Source organism: Streptomyces zinciresistens K42, assembly GCF_000225525.1.
GTDB classification, from domain to species: Bacteria; Actinomycetota; Actinomycetes; order Streptomycetales; family Streptomycetaceae; genus Streptomyces; species Streptomyces zinciresistens.
Window position 1 is genome coordinate 58,750 of record NZ_AGBF01000013.1, and the last position, 25,062, is coordinate 83,811.

At 72.9% G+C, this 25,062-nt stretch carries 21 protein-coding genes and 1 tRNA gene; 17 read left to right on the forward strand and 5 right to left on the reverse strand.

Annotated elements, in window-relative coordinates:
• Positions 1 to 254 precede the first annotated feature (254 nt).
• The 4 genes from SZN_RS07215 (at position 255) to SZN_RS07230 (ending at position 4,740) form a co-directional block, all read left to right on the forward strand.
• Positions 255 to 1,547, forward strand: a complete 1,293-nt coding sequence (locus SZN_RS07215; protein ID WP_007492840.1) for an activator-dependent family glycosyltransferase — start codon at positions 255 to 257, stop codon at positions 1,545 to 1,547.
• A 64-nt stretch (positions 1,548 to 1,611) separates the two neighbouring features.
• The gene (locus tag SZN_RS07220) at positions 1,612 to 2,235 is read left to right on the forward strand and encodes a dTDP-4-dehydrorhamnose 3,5-epimerase family protein (RefSeq protein WP_043729067.1); all 624 of its coding nucleotides are present in this window, start codon (positions 1,612 to 1,614) and stop codon (positions 2,233 to 2,235) included.
• Positions 2,205 to 3,206, forward strand: a complete 1,002-nt coding sequence (locus tag SZN_RS07225; protein ID WP_007492843.1) for an NAD-dependent epimerase/dehydratase family protein — start codon at positions 2,205 to 2,207, stop codon at positions 3,204 to 3,206. Before SZN_RS07220 ends, SZN_RS07225 begins: the two co-directional genes overlap by 31 nt.
• Before the next feature lie 52 nt (positions 3,207 to 3,258).
• A complete protein-coding gene (locus SZN_RS07230) occupies positions 3,259 to 4,740 on the forward strand; it encodes an NDP-hexose 2,3-dehydratase family protein (RefSeq protein ID WP_007492845.1) in 1,482 nt (493 codons plus the stop codon).
• Between the two features lie 92 nt (positions 4,741 to 4,832).
• Here SZN_RS07230 and SZN_RS07235 read toward each other — a convergent pair whose 3' ends face one another.
• The 3 genes from SZN_RS07235 to SZN_RS07245 form a co-directional block, all read right to left on the reverse strand.
• Positions 4,833 to 5,942 carry a DegT/DnrJ/EryC1/StrS family aminotransferase gene (locus SZN_RS07235; protein WP_007492847.1) on the reverse strand — a complete coding sequence of 370 codons (1,110 nt, stop codon included), beginning with the start codon at positions 5,940 to 5,942 and terminating at the stop codon, positions 4,833 to 4,835.
• Positions 5,939 to 6,658, reverse strand: coding sequence for a class I SAM-dependent methyltransferase (locus SZN_RS07240; protein ID WP_007492849.1), 720 nt, complete (start codon positions 6,656 to 6,658; stop codon positions 5,939 to 5,941). Before SZN_RS07240 ends, SZN_RS07235 begins: the two co-directional genes overlap by 4 nt.
• Positions 6,659 to 6,733: 75 nt before the next feature.
• Positions 6,734 to 7,519 carry a cyclase family protein gene (locus SZN_RS07245; protein WP_043729073.1) on the reverse strand — a complete coding sequence of 262 codons (786 nt, stop codon included), beginning with the start codon at positions 7,517 to 7,519 and terminating at the stop codon, positions 6,734 to 6,736.
• A gap of 160 nt (positions 7,520 to 7,679) precedes the next feature.
• On the opposite strand from SZN_RS07245, the gene SZN_RS07250 reads away from it, so the two are divergent.
• The 5 genes from SZN_RS07250 (at position 7,680) to SZN_RS07265 (ending at position 10,106) form a co-directional block, all read left to right on the forward strand.
• Positions 7,680 to 8,132, forward strand: a complete 453-nt coding sequence (locus SZN_RS07250) for a nuclear transport factor 2 family protein (RefSeq protein WP_007492854.1) — start codon at positions 7,680 to 7,682, stop codon at positions 8,130 to 8,132.
• Positions 8,133 to 8,189: 57 nt separating this feature from the next.
• Positions 8,190 to 8,921, forward strand: a complete 732-nt coding sequence (locus tag SZN_RS07255; RefSeq protein WP_007492855.1) for an SDR family NAD(P)-dependent oxidoreductase — start codon at positions 8,190 to 8,192, stop codon at positions 8,919 to 8,921.
• Between the two features lie 483 nt (positions 8,922 to 9,404).
• On the forward strand, positions 9,405 to 9,578 hold the full coding sequence (locus SZN_RS40375; protein ID WP_007492857.1) for a hypothetical protein: 174 nt from the start codon (positions 9,405 to 9,407) through the stop codon (positions 9,576 to 9,578).
• 3 nt (positions 9,579 to 9,581) lie between these two features.
• Complete coding sequence (locus SZN_RS07260; protein WP_007492859.1) at positions 9,582 to 9,815, forward strand: hypothetical protein; 234 nt, start codon at positions 9,582 to 9,584, stop codon at positions 9,813 to 9,815.
• A 218-nt stretch (positions 9,816 to 10,033) separates the two neighbouring features.
• Positions 10,034 to 10,106: transfer RNA gene (locus tag SZN_RS07265), tRNA-Ala, on the forward strand.
• Between the two features lie 64 nt (positions 10,107 to 10,170).
• On the opposite strand, the gene SZN_RS07270 is transcribed toward SZN_RS07265, so the two are convergent.
• Both SZN_RS07270 and SZN_RS07275 read right to left on the reverse strand, forming a co-directional pair.
• Entirely contained in the window at positions 10,171 to 11,787 is a 1,617-nt protein-coding gene (locus tag SZN_RS07270; RefSeq protein ID WP_007492860.1) for an NADH-quinone oxidoreductase subunit NuoF family protein, read from the reverse strand.
• Positions 11,784 to 13,160, reverse strand: coding sequence for a ferric reductase-like transmembrane domain-containing protein (locus SZN_RS07275; protein ID WP_208865771.1), 1,377 nt, complete (start codon positions 13,158 to 13,160; stop codon positions 11,784 to 11,786). Before SZN_RS07275 ends, SZN_RS07270 begins: the two co-directional genes overlap by 4 nt.
• Positions 13,161 to 13,608: 448 nt before the next feature.
• Here SZN_RS07275 and leuS point away from each other — a divergent pair, with 448 nt between their 5' ends.
• The 8 genes from leuS (at position 13,609) to SZN_RS07315 (ending at position 25,008) form a co-directional block, all read left to right on the forward strand.
• Positions 13,609 to 16,479: a leucine--tRNA ligase gene (gene leuS / locus SZN_RS07280; protein ID WP_007492862.1), complete on the forward strand. Its 2,871-nt coding sequence runs from the start codon at positions 13,609 to 13,611 to the stop codon at positions 16,477 to 16,479.
• A 160-nt stretch (positions 16,480 to 16,639) separates the two neighbouring features.
• Entirely contained in the window at positions 16,640 to 17,425 is a 786-nt protein-coding gene (locus SZN_RS07285; RefSeq protein ID WP_043729031.1) for a hypothetical protein, read from the forward strand.
• A 90-nt stretch (positions 17,426 to 17,515) separates the two neighbouring features.
• On the forward strand, positions 17,516 to 18,361 hold the full coding sequence (locus SZN_RS07290) for a DegV family protein (RefSeq protein WP_007492866.1): 846 nt from the start codon (positions 17,516 to 17,518) through the stop codon (positions 18,359 to 18,361).
• A gap of 1,081 nt (positions 18,362 to 19,442) precedes the next feature.
• Positions 19,443 to 20,132, forward strand: a complete 690-nt coding sequence (locus SZN_RS43445) for a ComEA family DNA-binding protein (RefSeq protein WP_007492868.1) — start codon at positions 19,443 to 19,445, stop codon at positions 20,130 to 20,132.
• Positions 20,133 to 20,188: 56 nt separating this feature from the next.
• Complete coding sequence (locus SZN_RS07300; RefSeq protein WP_007492870.1) at positions 20,189 to 22,840, forward strand: ComEC/Rec2 family competence protein; 2,652 nt, start codon at positions 20,189 to 20,191, stop codon at positions 22,838 to 22,840.
• A 117-nt stretch (positions 22,841 to 22,957) separates the two neighbouring features.
• Positions 22,958 to 23,203 (forward strand): hypothetical protein, encoded by a 246-nt coding sequence (locus tag SZN_RS07305; protein WP_043729033.1) that lies wholly within the window; start codon positions 22,958 to 22,960, stop codon positions 23,201 to 23,203.
• Between the two features lie 307 nt (positions 23,204 to 23,510).
• Positions 23,511 to 24,500 carry a DNA polymerase III subunit delta gene (gene holA / locus SZN_RS07310; RefSeq protein WP_208865772.1) on the forward strand — a complete coding sequence of 330 codons (990 nt, stop codon included), beginning with the start codon at positions 23,511 to 23,513 and terminating at the stop codon, positions 24,498 to 24,500.
• A gap of 112 nt (positions 24,501 to 24,612) precedes the next feature.
• The gene (locus tag SZN_RS07315) at positions 24,613 to 25,008 is read left to right on the forward strand and encodes a nuclear transport factor 2 family protein (RefSeq protein ID WP_043729081.1); all 396 of its coding nucleotides are present in this window, start codon (positions 24,613 to 24,615) and stop codon (positions 25,006 to 25,008) included.
• Positions 25,009 to 25,062 lie beyond the last annotated feature (54 nt).

Here is a 25,062-nt window from a genome sequence, read left to right on the forward strand (position 1 = left end):
GTCTCCCTGCTGCATGTCCGACGTGATTCCGGCACGGGACCGGAACCGGCGCTCCGCCCATGGCCGGAGATGGCCGACCGCATTCAACGGTAGTGCATGACCTGCTGTTCTCCAGGTGCCAGGGGAGGGCGAGGGCGCAGGGCCCGCGCCCGTCGAGCGCCGCTGCAACGACTCTCGACCGCCGTACGAGGAAGCGGGCCGAGGGTGGTGCGGACGTTGGACACGGACAGGTCTTCGCCGGAACAGGGGTAAGGATGCGGGTACTCTTCACCACCTTCGCCGCCAAGTCGCACATGCACGCGCAGGTGTCGCTGGCCTGGGCACTGCGGGCCGCGGGCCACGACGTCCGGATCGCGAGCCATCCCGATCTCGCCGAGGAGATCACCAAGACCGGGCTGACCGCCGTCGGCGTCGGCGAGGAGCTCCACCTCGACGAGCAGATGCAGGAGACGCAGGAGAACATCGGGCAGGACGTCGACCAGCTGGAGAGCCAGGCGCAGGTCGGCCTCGACATGAGCGAGACCCGCCCGGAGCGCCTCACCTGGGACTACACGCTGGGTGTGTTCACCGCCATGACCTCCGTGGTGTTCCAGAACTGCTGTTCCGACCGGATGGTCGACGAACTGGTCGGGCACTGCCGCTCGTGGAAGCCCGACCTCGTCCTCTGGGACACCATGACCTTCGCGGGCGCCGTCGCCGCCCTCGCGACCGGTGCCGCCCACGGCCGGGTCCTCTTCGGCATGGACCTGGCGGGCAGCATGCGCCAGACCTTCCTTGAGCAGCTTGCCTCCCGCCCGCCGGAACTGCGCGACGACCCGCTCCGCGAGTGGCTCACCTGGAGCCTGGAGCGGCACGGCGCCACCTTCGAGGAGAGCGCGGTCACCGGAGACTTCACCGTCTGCCCGATGCCCCAGTCGATGCGCTTGCCCGTCGACCTGGACTACGTGCCCGTGCGGTACGTGCCCTACAACGGCCAGTCGACGGTGCCGCAGTGGCTCCAGGAGCCGCCCAAGCGCGGTCGCCGGGTCTGCCTCACCCTCGGCGTCGCCCACCGCGAGGTGCTCGGCAGCGACCGGGCCTCCATCGGAGACCTGTTGGAGGCGGTCGCCGGGCTCGACGACGTCGAGGTCGTCGCCACCCTCGACGAGAACCAGCTCAAGGACCTGGCGACCGTCCCCGACAACGTCCGGGCCGTCGACTTCGTGCCGCTCGACGCGCTCCTGCCGACCTGTGACGCGGTGATCCACCACGGCGGGTCCGGCAGCTTCGGCACCGCGATGATTCACGGCATCCCGCAACTCATCGTCGTCGACGGCGTCTGGGACACCATCAACAAGTCACGCCACCTCGCCGCCCACGGCACCGGCCTCTACGTGCCGGGCAAGCTCAGCGCCAAGGGCCTGCGCGAGCTGCTCGTGCGGCTGCTGGAGGAGCCGGAGTTCAAGCGCAACGCCATGACACTGCGGCGCGAGGCGCTCGCCGCCCCGGCGCCGGCGCAGGTCGTTCCCACGCTGGAGCGGCTCGCCCTCGAGAACCGCCGCCGGTGACCGGCCCGGCCGCACCCCCGAACCCCCCGACGCGACCGACGACCCCCGGATGGTGAACCGAACGATGCAGGTCCGAAGTCTCCAGGTCGAGGGGGCGTACGAGTTCACCCCCCGCCGATTCGCCGACCGGCGCGGCCTCTTCGTCTCCCCTTTCCAGCAGGAGGCGTTCACCGAGGCCCTGGGGCAGCCCGGTTTCCCGGTGGCCCAGACCAACCACAGTATCTCCCGCCGTGGCACCGTCCGCGGCATTCACTTCACGGTGACCCCGCCCGGCACCGCCAAGTACGTGTACTGCGCGCGCGGCAGGGCCGTCGACTTCGTGGTCGACCTGCGGGTCGGCTCCCCCACCTTCGGCCGGTGGGACGCGGTCGAGATGGACCAGCTCCACTTCCGCGCCTCGTACTTCCCGGTCGGCGTCGGGCACGCCTTCGCCGCGCTGGAGGACGACACCGTGATGTCGTACATGCTCACCAGCCCCTACGTCGCCGAGCACGAACTCGCCCTCGACATCTTCGACGTGGACCTGGACATCACCCTCCCGTCCGGCTTCGACGTCGTGCAGTCGGACCGCGACCGGGCGGCCCTCTCCTTCGCCGAGGCGCGCGACAAGGGTGTCCTTCCCGGCTACGCCACCTCGCGGGCGGTGGAGGAGCAGCTGTGGCCCTCCGGCTCCGGCGGCCCGTGCTGAGCGCGTCGATGGACACCGACCCGAAAGGCGGGACCACCGGCACGGTCGCCGTGCTCGGGGCAACCGGATCCGTCGGGCGAGCCGTCTGCGCCGCGCTCCTCCCGGCGGGCAGGCGGGTGCTCGCCGTCGCCCGCCACCCCGCCTCCCACACCCGCGCCCACGCCTTCGTTCCGCTCGACGTCGCGGCCGTCGCGCCCGGCCGGCTCGCCGCGCTCCTCGACGCGCACGGCGTCACGGAGGTCGTCAACGCCACCGGCGGCTGGGGAACCACCGCCGAGAAGATGCGCAGTGCCCACGTCGACCTGCCGGAACGGCTCGCCGCCGGCTGCGCCGCGACCGGTCGGCGGCTGCGCGTCGTCCAGCTGGGTTCGATCCACGAGTACGGACCCGTCGAGGACGGCGTCCTCATCAACGAGCACCGCGCCCCCGGATCGCTGACACCGTACGGCGCCACCAAGCGGGCCGGCTCCGAACATCTGCTCGCCGAGTCACGGGCCGGCCGGATCGACGCGCTCGTCCTGCGGGCCGTCAACGTCTGCGGGCCGCACACCACCACCGCGAGCTTCCTCGGTCTCGTCGTGCAGCGGCTGCGCGCCCTCGCCCCGGGCGCCGCACTCACCCTGGACGTGGCCGCGGCCCGTCGCGACTTCCTCGACGTGCGGGACCTGGCGAGGGCGGCGGTCGCAGCCCTGACCGCGCCCGGCCCGAGCTGGGTGGTCAACATCGGGCGCGGGGAAGCGGTGCCGGTGGCCGACCTCGTCGACGTCCTCGTCAAGGTGTCGGGGGTCGATCCCGCAACCGTACGGCTGCGCCCCGCGGCGGTCGCGAGCAAGGGAGGCAGCTGGACCTGCGCCGACATCGGCCTGGCCGCCGACCTTCTCGGCTGGCGGCCGATGATCCCCCTCGACGCGTCGCTGCGGGCGATGTGGGAGGCGGCCGGGGATGTCAAGCCGCCCGGAGGGACCGGATGAACCGGACAAAAAAGCTCCGAGAGACCGGACGGACAAGCCCCAGGAGGCTCCGATGAACGCCCCGCTGCCCGCTTCTCGTCCCGCTCCGCTCACCGCCCCGCGCGCCGGCGCGGCGGCGTCGCGTACGGACGCCGCACGGCGGATCGACGCCTCGGCCCGGCTGCGCGGCGCAGGGCCGCTCGGCGACCTGGCGGACTTCCCCGACTGGTTCGCCGAGCACGCCCGGCGGGCCTACACCCGGGTCGAACGGGTGGGTCTCGACGAGCTGGACGGCTGGGTCTCCGACCCGGCCACCGGTGACCTCGGACACCACACCGGCCGCTTCTTCACCGTGCACGGACTGGCGGTGGAGCACCCGGACGCGGCGGTGCCCCGGTGGACGCAGCCGATCATCCTCCAGCCCGAGATCGGCGTCCTCGGCCTGCTGGTCAGCCGCATCGGCGGGGTGCTGCACGCCCTCGTGCAGGCGAAGGTCGAACCCGGCAACGCCAACGGACTGCAGATCTCCCCCACCGTGCAGGCCACCCGCAGCAACTACACGCGGGTGCACCAGGGGCGGGCGGTTCCGTACCTGGAGCACTTCCTCGACGCGCACCGGCGGCCGGGTGTGCTGGCCGACGTGCGCCAGTCGGAGCAGGGCTCCTGGTTCTACCGCAAACGCAACCGCAACATGGTGGTCGAGCTGCCGGAGCCGATCGAGGCGGGGGAGGGCTACCGCTGGCTGACGGTCGGCCAGATCCACGAGCTGCTGGGGCGTGAGGACACTGTCAACATGGACAGCCGGACCGTGCTGTCCTGCCTGCCGTTCACCGGCCCCGCGCCGGAGTCGGACGACGATCCGGATCCCTTCAGGCGGGCGCTCCGGCGCTCCGGCGACCCCGCCGCGGGCAGTCTCCACACCATGGAGGAGATCCTCGGCTGGATCACCCACCGGCGTACCGGAGAGGACCTGGCGACCCGCCGGATACCGCTGGACGACCTCACCGGCTGGACCCGTGAGAAGGACAGGATCCGCCATGAGGGCGGCGCCTTCTTCGAGGTCATCGGGGTCCGTGTGGAGGCCGGAGGCCGCGAGGTGCGGCAGTGGAGCCAGCCCATGATCGAGCCGGTGGGACAGGGCGTGATCGCCTTCCTGGCCCGACGGGTCGAGGGCGTGCTGCATGTCCTGGTCGGCGCGCGCGTGGAGCCCGGTTTCACGGACGAGGTGGAACTGGGGCCGACCGTGCAGTGCGTACCGGAGAGCTACACGGGCCTTCCGGAGGGCTCCCTGCCGCCGTTCCTCGACGTGGTGCTCGGCGCGGCCCCCGCAGCGGTGCGATACGACACGGTCCTGTCGGAGGAGGGCGGCCGGTTCCACCGGGCACTCAACCGGTATTTGGTAGTCGAGGCACCCGACGGGCTGGACACCACGTCCCCGGCCCACCGCTGGATGACGCTGCACCAGCTGTCGGACCTGCTGCGGCACAGCCACTACGTCAACGTGCAGGCCCGGAGCCTCATCGCCTGTCTGCACAGCCTCTACCACGCTGGCTGAGTCCGGCGGCCCGATGTGCGTGTGTCCCGGCGGGCCGAGAACCCGCCGGGACACACGCACATCGGGCCGGGCAGACCGGCCGGGACGCCGATTCAGAGACCGGCGACGACCTCGCGCACCGCCTCGATGACCTTCTCCTGGGTGTGCGGCGGAAGCGACGGGTACATCGGGAGCGAGAAGATCTCCTTCGCCAGCCGCTCGGTCACCGGCAGGCTGCCCTCCGCGTAGCCGAGGTGAGCGAAGCCGGTCATGCGGTGCACGGGCCACGGGTAGCTGATGTTCAGTTCGATGTCGTAGTCCTTGAGCCGCTCGATGATCCGGTCGCGCTCGGGGTGGCGGACCACGTGGACATAGTGGACGTGATCGTTTCCCACCGCGTTCGAGGGCAGGACCAGGCCGGTGCCGGCCAGCCCCTCGGCGTAGCGGCGCGCCACGGCACGCCGTCCCTCGATGTAGGCACCGAGCCGCCGGAGCTTGCGGCGGAGGACCTCCGCCTGGACCTCGTCGAGCCGGCTGTTGTGTCCTGGGGTTCGAACAACGTAGTACCGCTCCTCCATGCCGTAGTAGCGCAGTCGGCGCAGGGCCGCCGCCACGTCCGCGTCTCGGGTCAGGACGGCGCCGCCGTCGCCGTAGGCGCCCAGCACCTTCGTCGGGTAGAAGGAGAAGGCGGCGGCGTCGCCCATGGTCCCGGCGAGCCGGCCGTGATGCCGCGCGCCGTGGGCCTGGGCACAGTCCTCCAGCACCTTGAGCCCGTGCAGGGCGGCGAGTTCGGTGACCGGGTCCATGTCGACGCACTGACCGTAGAGATGCACCGGGACGATCGCGGAGGTCCTCTCGGTGATCACGCCGGCGAGCTGGTCGGTGCGCATGAGGTAGTCCTCCTCGCGCACGTCCACGAAGACGGGGGTGGCCCCGACCGCGTCGATGGCGAGCACGGTCGGCGCCGCCGTGTTGGCGACGGTGACGACCTCGTCACCCGGCGCCACGCCGAGGGCCTGGAGGCCGAGGACGATGGCGTTGGTGCCGTTGTCCACGCCCACGCAGTGCTCCGTGCCGTGGTGCGCCGCGAACTCCTGCTCGAAGCCGGCGACGGAGGCGCCGAGGACGAGCCGCCCGGACTGAAAGACGGCGTCGACGGCGTCGAGGATCTCCTCGCGCTCCTCCGCGTACTCCTCCAGGTAGTCCCAGACGTAGGTGGTCATCGCCCGCCCTCCTTGACGCCGACGAACAGGCCGCGGCCGGTCGGATCGCCCGGCCGGTACTCGACGGAGCAGCCGGCGTCGCGGAAGGCCGACTCGTACTCCTCCCGCGTGAAGAGGGTCAGGACGTCGATCTCGGTGAAGGTACGGATCCCGCCGGGTTCGCCGACGAGGAACCGCACCTCCATCCTGGTCGCCCGTCCCCAGAGCGTGGAGTGGGAGATCCGCGCCACGGTCCGGTTCCCCTCCCGGGCCAGGTCAGCTGCGACGAAGCCCTCCGAGAACTGCTCGGGAAACCACCAGGGTTCGACGACGAGCACGCCGCCCGGTTCGAGGTGGCGGCCCATCGACGCGATCGCCGCACGCATCTCCTCGACGGTGCCGAGATAGCCGATCGCGCAGAACATGCAGGTGACGACGGAGTACGTCCGTCCCAGGCGGAAGTCGCGCATGTCGCCCTCGTGGATGGTCAGTCCGGGTCTGCGGCGCAGTGCGAGCTCCCGCATCGGGGCGGCGATCTCCAGCCCCTCCGCGGTCGTGAAGAGCTTGCTGAAGGGGCCCAGGTGGGCGGCGGTGCCGCAGGCCACGTCGAGCAGCGAGTCGGCGTCCGGGGCGTGGCCGCGGGCCAGGTCCGCGACGGCCTCAGCCTCCGCTGCCCAGTCCTTGCCGCGGCTCCGGTACACCGCCTCGTACACCTCGGCGAGGTCCGTGCTGTACATGCGATTCTCCTCGGGTCGGCTGCGGCGCGGGCGCCGGTCGGCACGCCAGGGGGCGTGGGTGCGGAGGGTGCGGGATCAGGGGGTGCCGTCGACCAGGGCGACGGCACGGGTCCAGCCCGCGCCCGCGCCGGCCACCTTCACCGGGAAACAGCTGATGTCGAAGCCGGTCGGGGCGGGCAGCCGGTCGAGCCCGGAGAGCCGCTCGACCTGGCAGTACTCCCGATGGCGGCCGGCGACGTGGGCGGGCCACAGCACGGCCTTGTCGCCGGTGCGCCGGTAGGTGTCGATGATGGTGCCGAACGGTGCGTCCAGGCTGAAGGCGTCGGTGCCGACCACCTTCACGCCCGCGTCGAGCAGGAAGCCGATCGCACCCGCGTCGAGGCCCACGAAGTCGGTGAAGTACCGCTGTGTCCCCGCCCAGGCGTCCGCACCGGTGTGCAGCAGCACGATGTCGCGCGGGGCGAGGACGTGCCCGATCCGGTCGAGTTCCTTGCGCAGGTCGGCCGTGTCGACGACGCCGGCCTCGCGGCCCCGCACGTCGAGGACGATCCCGGGGCCGAGGAACCAGTCCAGTGGCATCGCGTCGATGTGCCGGGGCACGCCGGTGCCGTACGTGGTCCGGGAGCCGTAGTGCGACGGCGCGTCGACGTGGGTGCCGGTGTGGGTGGTGAGACTGAGTCGGTCCAGCGAGAGGAACTCGCCGTCCGGCAGATCGTCCGGGTCGAACTCCACACCGAAGTGGGCCCGCATCTCGTCGCGCATGTGCAGCGCGCCCTCACGGGGGCTCATCACCTCGTGGACCACGGGGTCCGGTTCGAACGAGCCGGCGTCCACCGGCGAGGACAGGTCGATGATGCGCACGGTCACCTCCTCAGCGACGGCGCCCAGCCTCGCGGCCACCGCTCAAGAGGCATTGGAGGACCGCTCGACACGGCGGGCCGGGAGCCCGGAGTCGAGCCGGGCTCGACGACGGCCGCCCAGACTCTGCCTTCCGACGAGTACTTCTGTACCGGGAGGCGCCATGACCATCACCCCCCGCACGCACGACGAGGGCACCGCCACGGCCGTCGACGCCGTCGCGGTGGAACGGTTCTACGCCCAGCACATGCAACTGCTGGACGACGGAGACGCCGTGGCCTGGGCTCGCACCTTCACGGAGGACGCCTCCTTCACCACCCCGTCCATGACGGAACCGGTCCGCGGCCGGGACGACATCGAGTCCGGCGGCCGCGCGGCGGTGGCGGGCCGGGCGGAGGCCGGGGAGGTCCACCGGCACTGGGTGACGATGACGACGCTCCGGCCGGCCGCCGACGGGGCCGACGCGCTGTCGTACGTCGAGATCCTCGTGACCCCGCGCCGTGGAGTGCCGCGGATCGAGCCGTTCTGCGTGATGCGGGACCGGCTGGTGCGCCGGGGCGACGCGCTCCTCGTGGCGGAGCGCGTCATCACCCGCGACGACCGGCCACACGGCTGAGGATCGACCCCGTTGCGAGCGCGGGTCCGTAGCGTCGCCGCCATGACGACACGGGCAGTGATCATCACGGGTGGCGGGACGGGGATCGGCCGCGCTACGGCCCTCGGGTTCGCGGAGCGGGGCGACCGGGTCCTCGTGGTGGGCCGTACGGCGGCCACGCTGGAGGAGAGCGTCGCCAGGCACGAGAACATCCGGTCGTTCGTGGCGGACGTGACCGCCCCCGGCGCCGGCGAGCGGCTGGTGGAGGCTGCACTCCGCACCTTCGGCCGGCTCGATGTCCTGGTCAACAACGCGGCGACCGGCTCCTTCGCACCGCTGGCGAAGCTCGACCGGGCGGCCGTGGAGCGGCAGCTCGCCACGGACCTGGTGGCACCCGCTTTCGTCGCCCAGGCGGCGCTGGACGCGCTGGAGGAGACGGGCGGCACCATCGTCAACGTCAGCACGGCCGCCTCACTGACCACCCAGGGCTTCCGGGACAACGCGGTCTACATGGCGGCGAAGGCGGGCCTGAACCAGTTCACGCGCAGTTGGGCGGTCGAGCTGGCGCCGCGCGGTATCCGGGTGGTGTCGGTGGCGCCGGGCGTCACCGACACGGGTATCGGACAGCGCGTCGGCATGTCCGACGACCAGTATCAGGGCTTCCTGGAGCAGATCTCGCAGCGCATCCCGGTCGGGCGGGTGGCCACGCCGGAGGAGGTGGCGTGGTGGATCACGACGCTGGCCGAGCCGGGCGGTTCGTACATGACCGGGGCGATCGTCCCCGTCGACGGTGGTCTCACCCTCACCTGACGAAGCGGTGCCCGACTGTCCGGCCGGCACGGGACTCGACACGGGGTGTGCGCACGGCGGAGGTGCCGCCCGCTCCCCGCCGCAGGACACCGGCCCCACGAGGCAGGGACGCTCCCGACCGCCCGCACCAGCGGGCCGCCGGGCCCTACGGCCAGGTGTCGTATCCGTGTGCTCCGGGCCGCGCCTCGTGTCCGTGTGCGGGCGAGCCTTCGGCACGGACGACAGCCGGGCCATGGTCCCGTCGACCGGGCGCACCATGCGTCCGGCACAGGGTCGCACGGGTGGTTCGGGTTCGGCTTGAATGACTTGCGCCCCGGAGGCGTATACCTCTTCATGAGGAGCTCGGGGACGCGTGGGCGGGTCCGGACGGCGCAGCGGACCGCCGAGTCCGGACTGGTACTCAGGCGTCGCTGACCGTATCGGTCCGGCCGTGGCAGAATCAAAAGGCCGGAAGGGGGCGCGGCCCGACGGGAGGGAGTGGCGATGCCTGCGAGCATCCTCGAAGAGGTCGGTCACCTCTTCGAGGCAGTGTCGACACGGGATACGATCACCCGCCTCAACTGCCCTTCCTGCGGTTCCGTCCATGTCGCCCAGCTGCTCGGCGACAACGGCGGGATCTCCTACGTGTGCACGGCCTGCGGCCACAGCTGGAGCTGATCGATGGGTGCACACAGGCGGAAGTGCGACTGGTGCGGCAGCGGAACGCCGATCGTCCGCGACATGGAACCGGTGAACTCCGAGTACCAGTACTGGTGCGAGGAATGCGCGCGGGCGCTGATCATAAAAGGCGACCCGATCGAGACCTATCGGGAACTCGAGGGCGAACCGATCTACGGCCGTCTCCTCGAAGAACACTGCACTCTCAAGCGCTTCTATTCCTTCGTCACGGCGTGACGGGCCCGACCCCGGGCTGCTGCCGGACACCTCCGACCGGGGGCCGTCCCGGTGCGGTCAGCCGGTCCGGTTCCACCTGTTGAATGCGGACATTGACCGACTTGTCGGGGCGTGCGGGAAACGATTTGGTGGTGCGCGCCATCGACCGGTAATGTTGGCGTCGCCGCCGGGGAGACCGGGCGACACGGTCGATATGCGGCTCAGCCGCGTGATCGCCAGGGGCTATAGCTCAGTTGGTAGAGCGCCTGCATGGCATGCAGGAGGTCAGGAGTTCAATTCTCCTTAGCTCCACAGCGAGATCCCGCCGGACCGTATCGGTCCGGCGGGATCTTTTTCGCTTTCCGGCCCCCGCCGCTCAGCGGCCGAGGGCGCGTCTGCCGCGGCCCTCACGGCCCTGGGAGAGGACCGGCAGGTTGCGGGCGGGAGCCTGGGCGCGGGTGTCCTCCTCGATGCGCAGCGCGAGCGCCGGGCAACGGCGCACCGCGCGCAGGGCCTTGGCCTCCGCGTAGCGCGGCACCATCGCCTGGGCGACGGTCGGGAAGCCGTCGGCGCCCAGCTGGAAGACCTCCGGGAGGATGTCCGCGCACAGGCCGTGGCCCCGGCAGAGCGTCCAGTCGACGAAGATCTTCTGCCGACTGGGGCCGTTCTCCTCGGACTCGCCGCCGGGGAGGCCCGAGGGGCCCCTGCCGCCCTCGAAGAGCGGCAGTACGCCTTCCACGGGCCGTCCGCAGCCGGTGCCGAGGACATGCGCCGCCAGGTCGTCGGTGAACGCCTTGATGGTCGACTCCAGGAACATCGCGGAGCCGTCCGGGTGCGAGCACGCGCCGCGCCGCTTCACGTTCTTCGCGACCTGCTTGAGGGCCTCCAGGGCGGCGGGGCCACCGCCGTTGAGGATGTCCTCCAGGCCCCGTGCCGCGGCCGGCAGACCGAGGTAGCAGGGGCCGCACTGGCCCGCGCTCTCCTCGGCCAGCCACTGCGCCACCCGCAGCGACTCGCCCAGCGGGCAGGTCTCCTGACTGATCGGCAGGATCGCGCCCGCGCCCAGCGAACCGCCCACCGCGTCCAGGGAGTTGCGCGAGACGACCGCCTCGTTGACCGTCGCCGCGTCGATCCACTTGCCGTGGTAGCCGCCGGTCAGCACGCCCTGCGGCACCGGCGGGGCGCCGGCGAGCTGCAGCACGTAGCGCAGCGGTACGCCCGTGGGGACCTCGATGACCATCGGGCGGGCCACCGCACCGGAGACCGTGAGCATGACGGTGCCCGGCTCGTCGTACAGGCCGGTGTTGCCGTAGCGCTCCGGGCCGATGCGGGCGGCGATGGCGAGCTGGGCGAAGGTCTCGGCGTTCGACAGCAGGGTGGGCGCGCCGCCCACGCCGTTCTGCGAGGCGCTGACCTTGCGTCCGGCCGGGATCGCGGGGCCGCCGTCGATGGAGCGGACCACGGAGGCGGCGGCGCCGGTGACCATGCGCACCGGGTTGCGCTGCACGAACGCGCGCAGCGCCGAGCGGCGGCTGTTGCTCAGCCCGCGCTCGGCGAGGGCGGCCTCCATGGAGCGCTGGGTGGACTCCCTGGTGACCGCCACCACGAGCGTGCGGGCGCCCAGGGCCTCGGCGCACAGCAGCGCGCCGTCCAGGATGAGGTGCGGGGCACGGTTGATCATCACCGTGTCCTTGCGGCAGGCGGGCTCGTCCTCGCTGCCGTTGACCACGACGACCGGCCGGACGCCGCGTTTGATCGCCGACTCGGCGACCGAGCGCAGCTTCCTGTGGAAGGGGAAGCCCGCGCCGCCGCGGCCCCTGAGGTTGATGTTCTCGGCGAGTTTGGCGAGCTGTTCGCCGCCCATGGGTTCCAGTGGCCCGTGCACCTTGAGGTGCATGGGCAGATCCAGTCTTTCGACAAGGTCGAAGCCCGACGTGAGCTGGGGAAGGCCGACCACGCGGACTTCGGGTACGTCGGGCAGGGCCTCGTTCACTTAAAGCCTCCGGAAGGCGTGTTCCAAGGTTCGCCCGGACCCGGCGCGTCGAAGTCGTAGGACGGGCCGGGCGGTGTTTCAGAGGCGGGACCGCTGTTGTTGTACGTGTCGTTCTGGTTGTACGTGCCGAAGACGGCGTTCGTCTCGGACGTGTCGTACACCTCACTCGATCCGTAGCCCGACGCGTTCGCGCCGTAGCCCGCGGAGCCCGGGTTGTCGTACACGGGGATGTTGTAGCCGGTGTCGTTGAGCGGGTCGTAGGACGAGGGGGGCGCCTCGCCGACCGGGGGCGGGGAGGGGATCGGCCAGTTGCCGGTGCCGCTGCCGGGGCCGTCGATCCGCGGCATCGCCTCGGTGGGCTGGAGGTCGAAGGGCGTCTCGCGCCGGGCGCTCTGGTCCGCCCCGTAGGGCTGCCGTCCCCGGTGGGGCGAGACGGCGCGGTAGGCGGCGGCGAAGCCGCCCGTGGTCTCGGCGGCGGAGGGCGGCTGCGCGGGCATGCCGGGCAGCGGGCCCGGACGTCCCTCGCGCGCGGGGCGTTCGTCGCGGGAGCGTCCCCCGCGCGCGTTGCGGTCCCCGCGCGCGTTGCGGTCCCCGCGCGTGTTCTCGTACCCCGGCAGTGCGGAGCCCGCCCGCGCGCGGCTCTCCTCCAGGTCCTCGCGGGCGCCCGGCTCCCTGCCGATGACCTGGGCGATCCGGTCGGCGACCTTGCGCTTGACGGGGCGCGGGGCGGCGCGCAGGGCGAGGGCCGCGGCGACGGCGACGACGCAGAGCTCGTAGACGATCACGAAGAAGGGCTTCGCCGGGCGGCCGGTGAACAGGCCGTGGATCAGGGCGGCGCACCAGGCGGGGTAGGCGAGCATGTGCATCGCGCGCCAGCGGGCGGCGACCGGCGCGGGGGAGGCGAACTGGTTGCGCAGGGCGCCCGTGATGCCGACGAAGATCATGAGCAGCGCGGCCAGGGAGCCGAGGCCGATGAGGAAGGCGGTGCCCTGGATCTCGTTGCCCTCCGTGAACAGGAGGCTGAAGGGGATCAGCACGGAGATCGGGCTGGCGTGGTCCAGGGCGAGTTTGACGCCGATGTGCACCAGGAGGAACGCGATCGAGCCGACGGCGGTGACGCGGTGGACGGCCTGGGCGATGATCCGCTGGCGGGTGTTGAGGATCATCCGGTCCTGGGCGACCAGGCCCCAGATGACCGAGCAGGTGAGGCAGACGAGCGAGAGGACGCCGGCGCCGAAGTTGAGGAACTCCTGGAGCTGGCTGCCGCCGAGCAGCACGACCAGGGGTATGAGCAGCAGCACAGCAGCGGTCGCCACCCCGTAGGCCGACCGGCCCGGCCGGGGGAGCGAACTGTTACTACGACGAGCATTCATTGGGGGCAACTCCGAGCGGTTCGGGAAGGCGGTCCCGGTGCCGCACTCTAAGTGGCTCCATACCGGGGGGTACGGCGTTTGCGTCATTGGGTTGTCGTGCACGGGCCGAGAGGGACTTCCGCTGCCCCTTAGCGTCTGTTACGCCAGGTAACAATTGAACTTTGTTCAGCTTCTCCCGGCCTTCACAACTCACAGGTACGCAGCGGGGGGCCCCGATGTTCACGCCCGCGCCCGACCGGAAGCCCGTCGCGACCGGCTCCGGCGCTGCGGTACCCTGACGCCATGCGTGCCGTACGCCTCCTGCTTAGCGAGCCGCGCTGACCACTCCCGGCCACCGGGCGAACCGGAAGGCCGGAATCGGCGCGGCGTCCCCTCCTGTGCGAGGGGATTTTTCATTTCTTGGGAATCGCAGCCGCTGGCAGAGACGATCGATGGAGCTTTGAGGATCATGAGCGAGACGAACCCCGCTGCCGCCGAGGCGGCCGCGCCGCACCGCTACACGGCCGACGTGGCGGCCGAGATCGAGGCACGCTGGCAGGACTTCTGGGACGCCGAGGGCACGTACGAGGCGCCGAACCCCAAGGGTGACCTGGCGGGCGACCCCGCCCTGGTGGCCAGGCCCGAGAAGTTCATCATGGACATGTTCCCGTACCCCTCCGGTGCGGGTCTGCACGTCGGACACCCGCTGGGCTACATCGCCACCGACGTCTTCGCCCGCTTCCAGCGCATGACCGGCCACAACGTCCTGCACACCCTGGGCTTCGACGCCTTCGGCCTGCCCGCCGAGCAGTACGCGGTGCAGACCGGCACGCACCCGCGTGTCTCCACCGAGGCCAACATCGAGAACATGAAGGCCCAGCTGCGCCGGCTGGGCCTGGGCCACGACAAGCGCCGCTCGTTCGCCACGATCGACCCGGACTACTACAAGTGGACCCAGTGGATCTTCCTCCAGATCTTCAACTCCTGGTACGACGACGAGGCGGACCGGGCACGCCCCATCGCCGACCTGGTCGCCCGGTTCGAGTCCGGTGAACGTGCCGTACCCGGGCACACGCGCGCGTGGAGCGAGCTGGACGCCGCCGAGCGTGCCGACGTCCTGGGCGGCCACCGCCTGGCCTACGCCTCCGACGCCCCGGTCAACTGGTGCCCCGGCCTGGGAACCGTGCTGGCCAACGAGGAGGTCACCGCCGACGGCCGCTCCGAGCGCGGCAACTTCCCCGTCTTCAAGGCCGAACTGCGCCAGTGGAACATGCGCATCACCGCCTACGCCGACCGGCTGCTGAACGACCTGGACGAGCTGGACTGGCCCGAGGCCATCAAGCTGCAGCAGCGCAACTGGATCGGCCGCAGCGAGGGCGCCCGCGTCGACTTCCCCGTCGGCGGCGAGCACATCACCGTCTTCACCACGCGCCCCGACACCCTGTTCGGCGCGACCTACATGGTGCTGGCGCCCGAGCACCCGCTGGTCGGGAAGCTCACCCCGGACGCCTGGCCCGAGGACGCCCGTGCGGTGTGGACCGGCGGCCACGCGACCCCCGCCGAGGCCGTCGCCGCCTACCGCGCGCAGGCCGCCGCCAAGTCCGACGTCGAACGCCAGGCAGAGGCCAAGGACAAGACCGGCGTCTTCATCGGCGCGTACGCCACGAACCCGGTCAACGGCGAGCAGGTCCCCGTCTTCATCGCCGACTACGTCCTGATGGGCTACGGCACCGGCGCGATCATGGCCGTCCCGGCGGGCGACCAGCGCGACTTCGAGTTCGCGCGCGCCTTCGAGCTGCCGGTCCACTGCATCGTGGAGCCGACGGACGGCCGGGGCACCGACACCTCGACCTGGGAGAACGCCTTCTCGTCGTACGACGCGAAGATCATCAACTCCTCCGGCGAGGGCGTCTCCCTGGACGGTCTGGGCGTCGTCGAGGCCAAGGAGCGCATCACCGAGTGGCTGGAGCGCCGGGGCATCGGCGAGGGCACCGTCAACTTCCGGCTGCGCGACTGGCTGTTCAGCCGGCAGCGCTACTGGGGCGAGCCCTTCCCGATCGTCTACGACGAGGACGGCATCGCCCACCCGCTGCCCGAGTCGATGCTGCCGCTGGAGCTGCCCGAGGTCGAGGACTACAGCCCGCGCACCTTCGACCCCGACGACGCCGACACCCGGCCCGAGACACCGCTCTCGCGCAACGAGGAGTGGGTCGACGTCACCCTGGACCTGGGCGACGGCCCCAAGCGCTACCGGCGTGAGACCAACACCATGCCGAACTGGGCCGGTTCCTGCTGGTACGAACTGCGCTACCTGGACCCGCACAACAGCGGGCGACTGGTCGACCCGGAGATCGAGCGGTACTGGATGGGACCGCGCGAGGGCGCGCCCCACGGCGGTGTCGACCTGTACGTGGGCGGTGCCGAGCACGCCGTGCTGCACCTGCTGTACGCGCGCTTCTGGTCCAAGGTGCTGTTCGACCTGGGACACGTCTCCTCCGCGGAGCCGTTCCACAAGCTGTTCAACCAGGGCATGATCCAGGCGTACGTCTACCGCGACAGCCGCGGCATCGCGGTCCCGGCCGCCGAGGTGGAGGAGCGCGACGGCGCCTACCACTACCAGGGCGAGCAGGTCTCCCGGCTGCTCGGCAAGATGGGCAAGTCCCTGAAGAACGCGGTGACTCCGGACGAGATCTGCGCGGAGTACGGCGCCGACACCCTGCGCCTGTACGAGATGGCGATGGGTCCGCTGGACGTGTCCCGGCCGTGGGACACGCGCGCGGTGGTCGGTCAGTTCCGGCTGCTGCAGCGGCTGTGGCGCAACGTCGTCGACGAGGCGACCGGCGCCGTGACCGTGGTCGACACCGCGGCCGACGAGACCACGCTGCGTGCCCTGCACAAGGCGATCGACGGCGTGCGCGGCGACCTGGAGGCCATGCGGTTCAACACCGCCATCGCCAAGGTCACCGAGCTGAACAACCACCTGACCAAGACGGGCGGCCCCGTCGCGCGCCCGGTGGCGGAGGCCCTGGTGCTGATGGCCGCGCCGCTGGCCCCGCACATCGCCGAGGAACTGTGGCGCAGGCTGGGGCACACGGACTCCGTCGTGCACCACGACTTCCCGGTCGCCGACCCCGCCTACGTCGTCGACGAGACCGTCACCTGCGTCGTGCAGATCAAGGGCAAGGTCAAGGCACGCCTGGAGGTCTCGCCCGACATCTCCGACGAGGACCTGGAGAAGGCCGCCCTGTCCGACGAGAAGGTGCTGGCCGCGCTGGCCGGTGCCGGGATCCGCAAGGTGATCGTCCGGGCGCCGAAGCTGGTCAACATCGTCCCCGCGTAGCCCTCCGTGGACGTGGCAGGGCGGCCCGGCGCGGCTCGGGGCGACTCCGGGTGATCCCCTACGGGCAGGTTCGGGGTTCCTCAGGAACTCCGGGCCTGCCCGCTGCGTTTACCGTGGAGAGAGACATGGCCCGTGCCGTGGCCGGTCGGAGGAGGAGTACGTGGAAGCAGTGATCGCAGTCCTGGCCCTGCTCTCCGTGCTTCTGGTGGTGCTCGGCGCGTACGCCACCGTGAAGGTGGTGGGAGCCGCCAAGCGCCGGGTCGACACCACCATCAGCCACGCCCGGCGCACGGTCGAGGACCACACGCTGCGGGCCAAGTCCCTGGCCCAGCAGGGCCCCGCCGGGGAACTCGCCCAGCTGCGGCTCAAGCTGCGTTCCTCCCTGCGGGCCACGCAGGAGGCCCTGCAGGCGGACGCCGCAGAGGACGGCTCCCTCAGGGAGTCCCTCGCCCTCTACGAGCGCCTGAGCGCCCACGGCCACGAGCTCGACGCGGAACTGCGCCGGCTGGAGTCCGAGCCGGACCGCGCGACCCTCGCCGAGCGCCTCGCCGAGCTGCGCGAACGCACGGAGCGCATCGTGCACGCGGCGGACTCGCTGCGCTGGGCCGCCCGCGACCGCGCCCGCCGCTTCGCCGAGGACGATCTCGACTCGCTCGGCGCCCAGATCGACATGGAGACGAGCGCGCTGCGGCACTGGCAGACCGCGCAGTCCACGACCCCGACCGGCACCGACGGCTCCGACTCCAAGGTCTCGGACGCCGCCGCGCCGCCGCCTCCCTGGCCGGAGGCACCGACCCCCGAGTCCGCCGGGACCGCCGAGCAGACCTGGTCCGACGGCCCGAAGACCCGTCGCGCCGAGGAACCCACCCAGGCCGCCATCGAGCCGCCCGCGCCGCGGCCCACCTACTCCTGGCAGAAGAAACCCCGCCCGGAGAGCACGACTTGAGGATGGTCCCGACCCCGCTCCCGCGCGCTGCGGCGCCGCCGAGCGGGGTCGGGCTGCCGCCCGGACGCTACGCCAGGTAACCTCCAGCTCATGTCCCGCCATGTCGCGATCGTCACCGATTCAACGGCCTACCTGCCGCCACGGACGATGGAGCGCCACGGCATCACGGCGGTACCCCTGACCGTGGTCCTCGGAGGCCGGGCGCTGGACGAGGGCACCGAGATCTCCACCCGTTCCCTCGCTCAGGCATTGCAGAAGCGACGCCCCGTCACGACCTCGCGCCCCAGCCCCGAGGTGTTCGCCGAGCACTACCGCAGGGTCGCCGCGTCGGGCGCCACCGGCATCGTCTCCCTCCATCTGTCCGCCGAACTCTCCGGTACCTATGACGCCGCCGTGCTCGCGGCACGCGAGGCGCCCGTGCCGGTCCGGGTCGTCGACACCGGGATGATCGCCATGGCGCTCGGGTTCTGCGCACTCTCCGCGGCCGAGGCGGCGGAGAGCGGCGGCACGGCGGACGAGGCCGTCACCGCCGCCGAGAAGCGGGCCGGCGGCACCGCCGCCTACTTCTATGTCGACACCCTCGACTATCTGCGCCGCGGGGGCCGCATCGGCGCAGCGCAGGCCCTGCTGGGCTCCGCGCTCGCGGTGAAACCGCTGCTCCAACTGGAGGACGGGCGGATCGGCCCGCTGGAGAAGGTACGGACGGCGTCCAAGGCGATCGCCCGTCTGGAGGAGATCGCGGCCGACCGCGCGGGCGACGCGCAGGTCGACATCGCGGTCCATCACCTCGCCGCTCCCGACCGCGCCTCGGCGCTGGCGGACCGGCTGCGGGTGCGCGTTCCGGGGCTGGCCGAGCTGCATGTCAGCGAGGTCGGGGCGGTGATCGGGGCACACACCGGCCCCGGGCTGCTGGGGGTCGTGGTCTCGCCCCGGTGACAGGCCGCCCGGAGTCCGTCCGGGCCGATCGCCTCCGAGGCGAGCGGATTGTCCACTCGTGCGAGTGGCGGAGTTATCCACAATCGCACGGTGATCCACGGAAATCGACCAAGATCATCGCGGTGGTGCCGGAGTGCCCCATCCTCGGCGCATGGCACTTCGATCCTCGCGTTCAGCGACGCGTTCACCCAGTCGTCCCTGCACTCCTTCCCGTACTCGTCCTCTTCCTCGTGCTCGTTCGCTTTCCTTTTCCCTCGCCGACGCCCATGCCGACGCCCGTGCCCGGGGTCCGGCGCCTACCAGCGGGCCCGGTCGCGGGCCCGGTTCGGACGGCCGGACCCGCCGCCGGCGGATCGCCCGGGGGCTGGGTCGTACGGACTGGCGTCCCGCACCGGCGGAGGAACTGAGGCGTCGAGCGGAGGTGATCTTTGCTGCCCGGTTCGAGGAGGAGCGGGTTGCGGGGGTGGGGATGGTGGGTCCGGGGGCCGCGGCCGGAGAGTGGGAGGCGCCGGGACCGGGGGACGGGGCGGGGGAGCCGGAGGAGGGTTCGGAGCAGCCGGCGGCGGGTTCGGAGGAGGAGGCGGGGGAGTCGGAGGAGGAGGCGGCGGAGTCGGGTGGGGGCCGGGATGTGGGCTTGGCAGGGCTGCGCCGGGTGGACGGCGCCCAGGCGGACTTGCGCAGGGTGGACGGTGGTGGTCGGGCGGAGTCGGGTGGGGCGGACGGCGGCTCGGCGAGGGCGTGTCGTTCGGATGGCGGCTCGGCGGGATCGCGTCGAGCGGATGGTGGCTCGGCGGGATCGCGTCGAGCGGATGGTGGCTCGGTGGAGCCGCGTCGGGTGGACGGTGGCTCGGCGGGATCGCGCGGGGCCGGTCGCGATGGGGAGTCGAGCGGAGCCCGGCGCGGTCCCTTCGGCGAGTGCGGTGACGGTGTCTTCGACGATTCGGACGGTCCTGATGACGGTCCGGGCGGCGACCCCGGCGGCGGTCCGGGCGCTGACCTGTGCGGCGGTGGGGGCCTCCCGGCAGGGCAGGGGGCGGCGTCGAGTCGGCGGGCGCGGGTGGGATCGGCGTTGCGGGAGCGGATGCCGCTGTGGTTGCAGGCGCGCTGCGGGCTGGAGCGGCGCAGCGTGGTCGCGCTCACCGCCGTGCTCGTTCTCGCCGCGGCGTTCGCCGTGCAGCACTTCTGGGCCGGGCGACCGCAGACGGTGCGGGCACCCGAGGTGGTGCGGGCGGCGGCGTCCTCCAGCGCCGGGGGACGGGGCGCCGCGACCGGTACGGGCGCCGGGGTGACCGGGGTCTCGACGGACGGTGTGCCGGGCGCCGCCCGTACCGCTGCCGCCGAGATCGTGGTGGACGTGGGCGGCAAGGTGCGCGAGCCCGGCGTCCACCGGCTGCCCGTCGGCTCCCGCGTCGCGGACGCCCTGCGCGCCGCCGGTGGAGTGCGCCCCGGGACGAAGACCGACGGCCTCAACCTGGCCCGGTTCCTGGTGGACGGCGAGCAGGTGATCGTCGGCGCGCCCGCAGCTGCGCCGGGACCCGCGCCGGCCGCGGGCGCGGGGCCCGCCGGGGCCGCTCCCGCGGCACCGGTCACCCTCAGCACGGCCACCGTCGAGCAGCTCGACACCCTGCCGGGCGTCGGGCCGGTACTGGCGCAGCACATCGTCGACTACCGCACCAGGAACGGCGGTTTCCGCTCGGTGGGCGAGCTGCGCGAGGTCAAGGGCATCGGAGAGCGCCGCTTCGCCGATCTGCGCGACCTGGTCCGGCCGTGACGCGGGACGGGCGGTACGGGCAGCACAGGCGGGGCGGGCGGGGCGGGCGGGACGCCGTGGCGGACCGCGGGGGTGCGGGGGACGGCCGGGGCCGCGAGGAGGGCGCGGGCCAGCCGGTGACCGGCCGTGCCGTCCCGCCCCGTGCCGCCCCGTCCCGGGCCGCCGTGCACGCCGCTGCCGACAGCCCGCTCGGTGCCGCCCATCCGCGGCAGGAAGGCCCGGCGGATCTGCGGCTCGTCCCGCCGGCGCTCGCCGCGTGGGGTACGGCGGCGCTGATGCTGACGGCCCCGCCCGGGTGGACGGTCGGGGTGGTGGGCTTCTGCCTGCTCGCGGTGTTCGTGCCGTTGGCGGGGGCGCGGTGGGCTCGCCCGGCCGGGCGCCGCGCACGCTCGGCGCGGGAAGCCTGGGCCCGTGTCCCGGCCGCCGCCGTGCTGCTCTGCGTCGCGGCGGCGGCCGCCTCGGCCGGGCTGCACGGCGCGGACCTGCGGCGCGGTCCGGTGCCGGGCCTGGCCCGGGAGTTCGCGACCGCGACCGCCGAGGTGGAGGTCACCTCCGACCCCCGCCTCACCTTCCCCCGGGTGCGGGGGAACCGGATGGCGCCCTCGGCCGTGTTCCTCGAAGCGGACGTACGGCGCGTCGAGAAACGGGACGGGACGGCGGTGGTGACCAAGACGCCCGTCATGCTGCTCGTCGACGGCGACCGGGGCTCCTCCGGCGACGGCGACGGCACCGGCAGCCGCGGGGGCGGGGACGCCCGGCCGACCACCTCCCGCCCCGTACCCTGGCTGGGGCTGCTGCCCTCGACGCGGCTGCGGGTGACCGCCCGCTTCGCGCCCGCGTCGACGGGCGGGGACCGGGTCGCGGCCGTGCTCCGCGTGCGCGGGTCGGCGGCGCCGGACGTCGTGGGGGAGCCGACGGCGGCCCAGCGGCTGGCGGGGCGGCTGCGGGCCGGACTGCGGGACGCCACCGACGGGCTGCCGGCGGACGCGCGGGCGCTGCTGCCGGGGCTGGTCGTGGGGGACACCTCGCGGATCACTCCGGAGCTGAACGAGGCGTTCAAGGAGACCGACCTCACGCACACCCTCGCCGTGTCCGGCAGCAACCTGACGATCATCCTCGCCCTGCTGATCGGCCCGCCCGGCCTGGCCCGGCTCGCGGAGCGCCGGGGCCTGGCACCCCGTCTCGGCCTGTCGCTGCGGACGACGGCGCTGTGCGGCGGTGCGCTCACCCTCGCGTTCGTCGTCGTCTGCCGCCCCGATCCCAGCGTGCTGCGGGCCGCCGCCTGCGGAGCCGTCGCGCTGCTTGCCCTCGCGACGGGCCGCCGCAGATCACTGATCCCGGCGCTGGCGACGGCCGTACTGCTGCTCGTGCTCTACGACCCCTGGCTGGCCCGCAGTTACGGCTTCCTGCTCTCCGTGCTCGCCACCGGGGCACTGCTGACCGTCGCGCCCCGCTGGAGCGCGGCGCTGTGCCGGCGCGGGATGCCGCCGCGGCTCGCCGAGGCACTGGCGGCCGCCGCCGCCGCGCAGGCGCTGTGCGCGCCCGTCGTCGCCGTGCTGTCTGCGCGGGTGAGCCTGGTCGCGGTGCCGTGCAACCTGCTCGCCGAATTCGCGATCGCACCGGCGACGGTGCTGGGCTTCGCGGCGCTCGCGACGGCTCCGTTCGCGATGCCGGCGGCGAAGGCGCTGGCCTGGGTGGCGAGTTGGCCGGCCGGATGGATCGCGGACGTCGCCCGGACCGGCGCCGCGCTGCCCGGGTCGGGAGTGGACTGGCCCGGCGACTGGACCGGGGCCGCGCTGCTGGCCCTCGCCACGGTCGTCGTCCTGCTCGTCGGCCGGCGGCTGCTGCGGCACCCCTGGTGGTGCGCGGCCGCCGGGGCGGTGCTTCTGATGCTGGTGGTGCAGCCGCAGCCGGTGACCAGAGTGGTCACCGGGTGGCCGCCGCCCGGCTGGCGACTCGCGCTGTGCGATGTGGGGCAGGGCGACGCGGCGGTGCTCGCGGCGGGAGAGGGCACGGGCGTGGTCGTGGACACCGGACCCGATCCGGTGCTCGTCGACCGCTGCCTGCGCACCCTCGGGATCACCAGGGTCCCGCTGGTCGTACTCACCCACTTCCACGCCGACCACGTGGCGGGCCTGCCCGGAGTGCTGCGGGGCCGGAGCGTCGGCGCCATCGGGACGACGGCCTACGAGGAACCCGCGGACCAAGTGGCCTTCGTCCGAAGGCAGGCGGCGGCGCGGCGGGTTCCCGTGGTCCCGGCCGCAGCCGGGGAGGAGCGGCGCGCCGGCCCGCTGAGCTGGCAGGTGCTGTGGCCGCCGGCCGCCCCCGCGACGTCCCCGGAGGGTCCGAACGACGCCAGCCTCACCCTGCTCGTCCGTTCGGCGGGGCTGCGGTTCCTGCTGCTCGGCGATCTCGAACCCCCGGCCCAGCGGGCTCTGTCGAGATCCCCGGCGGCCCCGCTGCTGAGGGGCGTGGATGTGGTCAAGGTGGCACATCACGGGTCGGCGTACCAGGATCCCGCGCTGCTGCGCAGTGTCTCCCCGCGGCTGGCGCTGATCTCCAGCGGTGCGGACAACCCGTACGGTCACCCGGCCCCCAGGACGGTCGCCGCGCTGCGGGAGCAGGGCGCGACGGTGCTGCGGACCGACCGGGACGGAGCGCTGGCCGTCGCGGGTTCGGGCGAGCGGCTGACGGTGGCGGGAGACTGAGGGCATGGACGCCGTTCGGACCGATGCCCGTCTCCGGCGCCTCGGGGCCGAGCGCCCGGCGCCCGCGACCGCGACCGCGCGCGACGGTCCGCTCGCCCGGTGGCCGAGAATTGCCCCGTGAGCGATGTGAGACATGTGCTGGTGCTGCCCGACCGTGACACCGCGGAGGAGGTCGCGGAGGCGCTCGGGGAGCGGTTCGGGGTCACCGAGGAACCGCGCCTTGTACGGGACGCCCTGGCCGGGGAGGACGACGCCGAGGACGCGCAGTGGCTGGTGGTGCTGCGCGACGAGGAGCGACGGCTGGACCCGGACGCGCTGGACGGGTTCGCCGCGGAGTGGGACGGCTGGCGCGAGGAACCCTGACCCGAGCCACGGCCCCCGTGCCATGGCACGGCCGCCGACCTCCCCCGACCCCAGCCCCCAGCCGCGACCCCACGCCGTCCCAGCCCCACGGTCTCCAAGTCACGGCCCCGACCTCCCACCCGCCCCAGCCCGAGACCCCACGCCGTCCCAGCCCCACGGTCTCCAAGTCACGGCCCCGACCTCCCACCCGACCCCAGCCCCAGCCCCAGACCCCACGCCCTCCCAGCCCCGCCACCGCCACCGCCCAGCACCACCCCTCGACCCCGTCCCCACCCCACTGTCAGTCCCCCGTGCCATGCTGTACGCGATGGCCAGGAAGACTGCTGACGACGATCCCCTCAACCCCGTGACCCTCGCCGTGGGGCAGGAGGAGTTGCTGCTCGACCGTGCCGTGCGGGAGGTGGTGGACGCCGCGCGCGCGGCCGACGCCGACACCGATGTGCGGGACCTGGCCTCGGACCAGTTGCAGCCCGGCACGCTCGCCGAGCTGACCAGCCCGTCGCTGTTCGCCGAGCGCAAGGTCGTGGTCGTGCGCAACGCGCAGGATCTGTCGGCGGACACCGTCAAGGACGTGACGGCGTACCTGTCGGCGCCCGCCGAGGAGATCACGCTGGTGCTGGTGCACGCCGGCGGGGTCAAGGGCAAGAAGCTGCTCGACACCGCGCGCAAGGCGGGGGCGCGCGAGGTGGCGTGCCCGAAGATGACGAAACCCGCCGACCGGCTGGCGTTCGTGCGCGCCGAGTTCCGCACCACGGGCCGCTCGGCGACCCCCGAGGCATGCCAGGCGCTGGTCGACGCCATCGGCAGTGACCTGCGGGAGCTCGCGTCCGCGGTGAGCCAGCTGACCGCCGACGTCGAGGGGACGATCGACGAGGCCGTGGTGGGCCGCTACTACACCGGCCGTGCCGAGGCGTCGAGCTTCACCGTCGCCGACCGGGCCGTCGAGGGCCGCGCCGCCGAGGCGCTGGAGGCGCTGCGGTGGTCGCTGGCCACCGGGGTGGCGCCCGTCCTGATCACCAGCGCGCTCGCCCAGGGCGTACGGGCCATCGGCAAGCTGTCCTCGGCCCGCGGCGGCCGGCCCGCCGACCTGGCGCGTGAGCTGGGTATGCCGCCCTGGAAGATCGACCGGGTGCGCCAGCAGATGCGGGGCTGGACGCCGGACGCGGTCGCGCTCGCGCTGCGGGCGGTCGCGGAGGCCGACGCCGGGGTGAAGGGCGGGGGCGACGACCCCGGGTACGCGCTGGAGAGGGCGGTCGTCACGATCGCGCGGGCGGCCCGTTCACGCGGGCGCGCGTAGAGCGGCGTCGCGTAGGCGTGCCGGCGGTGCGCGGGCGCGCGTAGCGGCGTACCGGAGGACAATGAGCCGTATCAGCCGCACATCGCCGAATGACGGAGAGGTGGCGGTCGTCATGGCTGAGCATCCGCACGCAGCACTGGTCCGCAAGGGCTTCGAGGCGTTCAGCCGCGGGGACATGGACACCCTGCGGGGTCTGATCGCGAAGGACGCCACGCATCACGTGCCCGGCAGCCACCCCCTCTCGGGCGACTTCAAGGGCCAGGACGCGATCATCGAGATGTACCGCAGGATCGGCGAGGAGACCGCGGGGTCGATGCGCCTGGAGATGCTCGGCATCGCGGTCGACGGGCGCGGGCACGCGGTCGGCATGTGCCGGGTCACCGCGGAGCGTCAGGGCAGGAGCCTGGACGACACCGGCTGCATCGTCTTCCGGATCGTCGGGGACAAGATCACCGACCTCGACGAGTGTGTCGAGGACATCGGCGCGAGTGACGCGTTCTGGGGCTGAGGCCGCCCGCCCCCGCGCCCGCCGCCCGCCCCGCCCGCCGGCGGGCGCGGCGCC